We start from the raw sequence: 5,236 nt of genomic DNA on the forward strand, positions 1-5,236 counted from the left end.
GCTGGCGGCGGCCAGGACGGCCGCGACGGCCCACGGGCGTGAGCTGACGGCGGAGTTCGTCGAACGGACCATGTTCTCCCTGGAGGGCGGTCACCCGCGTCGCGGAGCCGACCGGCCGCACCACGGTCATCGTCAACCCCACGGTGACCGGCCCCGCGGTCCGGGACGCCCTGCGGCTCGTACTGGCCCAGCACGGGCGCGAGGCCCCGGTGTTCGCGGAGACGACGGCGAAGGACCCGGGCGCCGGGCAGGCGGCGGAGGCCGTGCGGGAGGGCGCCGATCTGGTCGTGGTCTGTGGCGGCGACGGCACCGTGCGTACGGTGGCCGACGCCCTGGCGGGTACGGGCGTCGCGCTGGCGGTCGTACCCTGCGGCACCGGCAACCTGCTCGCCCGCCACCTCGGCCTGCCGCTGGACCCGGCGAAGGCCCTGCACGCGGCACTGACCGGCGCCCCGCACCGGCTCGACCTGGGCAAGCTGGAGGGTGACGGAGTCCCCGCGACCCACTTCACCGCCATGTCCGGGGCGGGCCTGGACGCCGCGATGCTGGAACACACCTCGGACCGCGCCAAGTCCGCGGTGGGCTGGCCCGCCTACGTACTGGCGGGGCTGCGGGAGCTGCGGTCCCCCCGGACCCGGCTGACCCTCTCGCTGGACGGCGGGCCGGTCCTGCGCCGGAGCGTCCGGATGGTACTCCTCGCCAACATCGGTACCGTTCAGGGCGGCGCTGCCCTCGTACCCGCGGCGCGGCCGGACGACGGCCTGCTGGACCTCGCCCTCTACGATCCGCACGGTCCGGCCGGCTGGCTGCGTGCCGCGCGGGTGATGCTGCGCCCGTCCTCGGGCGCGGGCGGCCGGGAGCGCACCGGAGACGGGGGCCCCGTCGAGTTCTTCACCTTCCGCAGGGCCGAGTTGCGCTTCGAGTCGCCGCAGCCCCGGGAGATGGACGGCGACCCGGTGGGTGCCGGCCGACGGCTCACCGCCGAAGTCGTGCCCGGGGCGCTGACCGTACTCGTCCCCGCCAGGGGTGAGTGATGGGTACCGCGACCCGGGTCCCGCAGACCCGCGACATGACGGGCGACGAACTCTCCGCCGACGAGGCGCTGGCCACCCTGCGCCGGTACGGCGGGTGGCCGCTCGTCCGTGACTCGTTCGTCCGCTTCCGTTACTCCGACGGTTTCAGCCACTCCCGGGCCCTCGCCCTGCAGACCGTGCTCGCGTTGATACCGCTGGCCATCGCCTTCGTCGGGCTCTCCGCCGAGATGCACACCGAGAACGTCGGCAGGCTCGCCGAACTGACGATCCACCGGATCAGCGCGGGCCCCAGTGCCGAGGTGGTCGACGAGGCGCTGGACCGCAGCCGCAGCCAGACCGGCATCGGTGCCCGTCTGGCCCTCTGGTTCGGACTCGCCTTCTCCATGGTCAACACCACCACGGCGATGTGCCAGGTGGAGCGGGGCGCGAACCGGATCTACGGCGTCGAGCGCGACCGGGTCTTCCACCGGAAGTACCTGCGCGGGCTCGTCATGTCCCTCAGCGCCGGCATCCCGCTCGGCATCGGCTCCGTGCTGATGGTGGCCGGGGGCGACCTCGTGGCCGCCGCGACCTCCGTCTACCACCTCGGCGACGGCGCCCGGACCGCCTGGGACCTGCTGCGGTGGCCGCTGGGTGTGCTCCTGGCCCTGATCTCCGCCAGCGCGATATTCCGCCGGGCACCCCGGCGCAAGCAACCCGGCTACACCTGGCTGGCGTTCGGGGCGGCCGTCTACCTCGTGCTGTGGACCGCGCTGACCTGGCTGCTCAGCAAGTACCTCGCGTTCAGCGGGTCCTTCGACACCGTCTACGGTCCCCTGAGCGCCTTCATGTCGCTGCTTCTTTGGGCCTACCTCACCTCGATCGCCCTCTTCCTCGGGCTGTCCTTCGCCGCACAGCTCGAAGCCGTGCGGGCCAGACGGCCCGGACCGGTCGAGCCCGACCCGGGGGCATGAACCCCCGTCCCCGGCCGAACCGGCCGCCACCCGGACCGGCCCGAACCGAACCGTCCCATCCCAGAACCGGGAGCTTCCATGCCCGTCCGCGCGACCGCCCGCCTCTTCCGTGACAGCCGCCGCGCCGACCGGAGATTCGGTGCCCGGCTGCTCGGCGCCACCGCGGTCGCCGGAGCGGCCGCGGTGCCCTTCGCCCTGCTGCTCGTCCTCGTCGAGGGGCACTGGCAGCCGTTGCGCCGGCTCGACGCGTCGGCGGCCCTCCGCCTCCACCGGACCGCGCTCGACCACCCCGCCTGGACCAGCACCCTGCGTTTCCTGTCCGACTGGGTGTGGGACCCGGCCGTCCTGCGGTCGGTGGTGGCCCTGGTGACGGCTTGGCTGCTGTGGAAGCGGGCCTGGCGGCTGGCGTCCTGGGCCGCCGTGACGGCGGTGGGCGGGGCTCTGATCGGACTGCTCGTCAAGATGGTCGTGGAGCGCGCCCGGCCGTCCCTCGAGGACCCGGTGGCGCAGGCTCCGGGCTTCTCGTTCCCCTCGGGGCACGCGATGACCGCGACCACCTCCTGCGCGGTCCTGCTGCTGGTGCTGCTGCCGGTGGTGCCGCGGGCATGGCGACCGGTCTGCTGGGCCGTGGGGGTGGTGTCGGTGCTCGGGGTCGGCTTCACCCGGGTCGCGCTCGGCGTCCACTGGTTCAGCGACGTGGTCGGCGGCTGGTTGCTCGGGACGGCGGTGGTCGCGCTCACCGCGTGGGCCTTCGAGGCGTGGCGCACCGACGTGGGACGCCGCCGGACCGAGTTCGGCGAGGGCCTGGAACCCGAGCTGACCGGCACCGAACCGGAGCGCCAGGACGCCTGACATGCGATCCCCGCACGGAAGAAGGGGCCCACCACCGGATGTTCCGGTGGTGGGCCCCTTCTCGCGGTACGGCCCGTCAGTCGGGCCAGGTCCCCGTCAGGCGCCGTACGGTGATGGCCCCGCCCCGTCCGACCGCGGCGCGGACGGTGGAGAAGATCGCCCCTTGCAGGGCCGCCGCGGCGAGGATCTCCGGCCAGCCGCGATCACGGTCGGTCGGGCTCGGGGCGTCGTCCTCACGGGCGACCGTCTTCCACACCTGGCGGAAGAGGGCTCCGGCGACGAGACCGCCCGCCATCCCGACCGCGAGGCCGACGGGTTTGTACACGAAGGCGCAAGGCTTCATCCGCGCCGCCGGTGACGCGCGATCGCGACCACCGCGACGGCGGCGACTCCACCGGCGACCAGCAGGCCCTGGTTGCCGCGCGCGGCGCGGGCGACGCGGTCGCCGCCCCGGCGCACGGGGTCCGGCGCGTGCTCCTGCAACTTGTCCCCGACGGTGTGCGCGGCCCCGCCGACCAGGCGCTGGGCCTGCGAAGCCTTCTCCAGCACCGCGTCCGGAGTCTTCTCCCTGGCTCGCGTCCGCACCTCGGCGGTCTTCTCCGCGACCTGTCCCCGCAGCTCACCGGCCTTCTCCTTGGCCTGTTGCCGCGCCCCTTCGACCTTCTCGCCCGCCTGCGCCTTCGTCTCGGCGGCCTTCAGCCGCCCCCGCTCCGTCGCTTCCTCCGCCTTCACGCGTGCCTGCGACATCAGCTCGTCGGCCTTCGCGCGTGCGGTCCCGTCCGCCGTCGCCGCGAGCGACTCGACGGTCCTGCCGAGTTCGTCCCGCGCGGCCCGCGCCTGGGTGCGCAGGTCCTCCGGAGTCGGTGCGGAACCGTCCTCGCGAGGGTTCTGGTCATTCGTCATCGCGCTGCACTCTCCTTCGCATCGTGGAGCCGGTCCGGGCGGTCCTCCGCCCCCGCCGTCCACGGATCATCGGCATGCTCCCCGCGTGCCCCGATGCGGGCGGCCGATGCCTCGGGCCGGCTCAAGGGCTGTCCCGCCATTCATGACGGGACAGCCCCGAGCGCTTAGAATGCGACGATTTGTCGCCCCGTGTTCGGAGACCGCACCCATGCCCACCCCCCACGATCCCTATGTCCGGGTGCGCGGTGCCCGCGAACACAACCTCCAAAACGTCGACGTGGACATCCCCCGCGACACGCTGACGGTGTTCACCGGGGTGTCCGGGTCCGGCAAGTCGTCGCTGGCGTTCGGCACGATCTACGCGGAGGCGCAGCGGCGGTACTTCGAGTCGGTGGCCCCGTACGCCCGCCGGCTGATCCACCAGGTCGGCGCTCCGGCCGTGGGCGAGGTCACCGGGCTGCCGCCGGCCGTCTCGCTGGAGCAGCGCCGTTCCTCGGCGGGCGAGCGCTCGTCGGTGGGTACGGTGACCACGCTCTCCAACTCGCTGCGGATGCTGTTCTCCCGGGCCGGCGACTATCCGGCGGGCGCCGAGCGCCTGGACTCCGACTCCTTCTCGCCCAACACGGCCGCCGGCGCCTGCCCCGAGTGCCACGGTCTCGGCCGGATCCACCGGACGTCGGAGGAACTGCTCGTCCCGGACGCCTCGTTGTCGATCCGCGAGGGGGCGATCGCGGCCTGGCCGGGGGCGTGGCAGGGCAAGAACCTGCGGGACGTGCTCGACGCTCTGGGTTACGACGTCGACCGGCCCTGGGGCGAACTCCCGGCCGGGGAGCGGGAGTGGATCCTCTTCACCGACGAGCAGCCGGTGGTGACGGTCCATCCGGTGCGCGACGCGGGCCGCATCCAACGCCCGTACCAGGGCACGTACATGAGCGCTCGTCGCTATGTGATGCACACGTTCGCCGATTCCCGGAGCCGGACTCTGCGGGCGCGGGCGGAGCGGTTCCTGACGAGCGTGCCGTGTCCGGTCTGCGGGGGTGGGCGGCTGCGGGCGGAGGCGATGGCGGTGACCTTCGCCGGGCGCACCATCGCGGAGCTGGCCGCGCTGCCGCTGGCGGGCCTCTCCGAGGTGCTGCGCGCCTCGGGCGGGGACGCGACGTCCCGGGTGATGACGACGGACCTGCTGGCCCGCATCGGTACGGTCACCGAGCTGGGACTCGGCTACCTCAGCCTCGACCGGACCGCTCCGACGCTCTCCTCCGGTGAGCTCCAACGGCTCAGGCTGGCCACGCAGTTGCGGTCCGGCCTGTTCGGTGTGGTGTACGTGCTGGACGAGCCTTCGGCAGGTCTGCACCCGGCCGACACCGCGTCCCTGCTCGCGGTGCTCGGCAGGCTGAAGGAGCGGCGTGCCACCTTCACCGAGCGAGACGATCGGCGTCGTGCTCGTGACCGGAAGGCGGTCCCGGTACTCCTCGATGATCCCGCGCCACTGGT

The 5,236-nt window shown here is 73.4% G+C and carries 4 protein-coding genes and 2 pseudogenes; 4 read left to right on the forward strand and 2 right to left on the reverse strand.

All coding sequences use genetic code 11. The features are described from left to right. Positions 1–110 precede the first annotated feature (110 nt). The 3 genes and pseudogenes from ACWD3D_RS33030 to ACWD3D_RS33040 all read left to right on the forward strand — a co-directional run. A pseudogene (locus tag ACWD3D_RS33030) lies at positions 111–1,034 on the forward strand (diacylglycerol/lipid kinase family protein); the annotation flags it as partial. Next, complete coding sequence (locus tag ACWD3D_RS33035) at positions 1,034–1,987, forward strand: YihY/virulence factor BrkB family protein (RefSeq protein ID WP_451464411.1); 954 nt, start codon at positions 1,034–1,036, stop codon at positions 1,985–1,987. The pseudogene ACWD3D_RS33030 and the gene ACWD3D_RS33035, both read left to right, overlap by 1 nt. 78 nt (positions 1,988–2,065) lie before the next feature. After that, positions 2,066–2,839, forward strand: a complete 774-nt coding sequence (locus ACWD3D_RS33040) for a phosphatase PAP2 family protein (protein ID WP_451464412.1) — start codon at positions 2,066–2,068, stop codon at positions 2,837–2,839. A 76-nt stretch (positions 2,840–2,915) separates the two neighbouring features. On the opposite strand, the gene ACWD3D_RS33045 is transcribed toward ACWD3D_RS33040, so the two are convergent. Beyond that, positions 2,916–3,182: a DUF4235 domain-containing protein gene (locus tag ACWD3D_RS33045; RefSeq protein ID WP_451464413.1), complete on the reverse strand. Its 267-nt coding sequence runs from the start codon at positions 3,180–3,182 to the stop codon at positions 2,916–2,918. Beyond that, entirely contained in the window at positions 3,179–3,742 is a 564-nt protein-coding gene (locus tag ACWD3D_RS33050; RefSeq protein WP_451464414.1) for a hypothetical protein, read from the reverse strand. The genes ACWD3D_RS33045 and ACWD3D_RS33050 overlap by 4 nt, the downstream gene beginning before the upstream one ends. Before the next feature lie 208 nt (positions 3,743–3,950). On the opposite strand from ACWD3D_RS33050, the pseudogene ACWD3D_RS33055 reads away from it, so the two are divergent. Then, positions 3,951–5,236: pseudogene (locus ACWD3D_RS33055) on the forward strand (ABC transporter); the annotation flags it as partial.

The sequence above is a fragment of the Streptomyces sp. NPDC002690 genome (genome assembly GCF_053592415.1).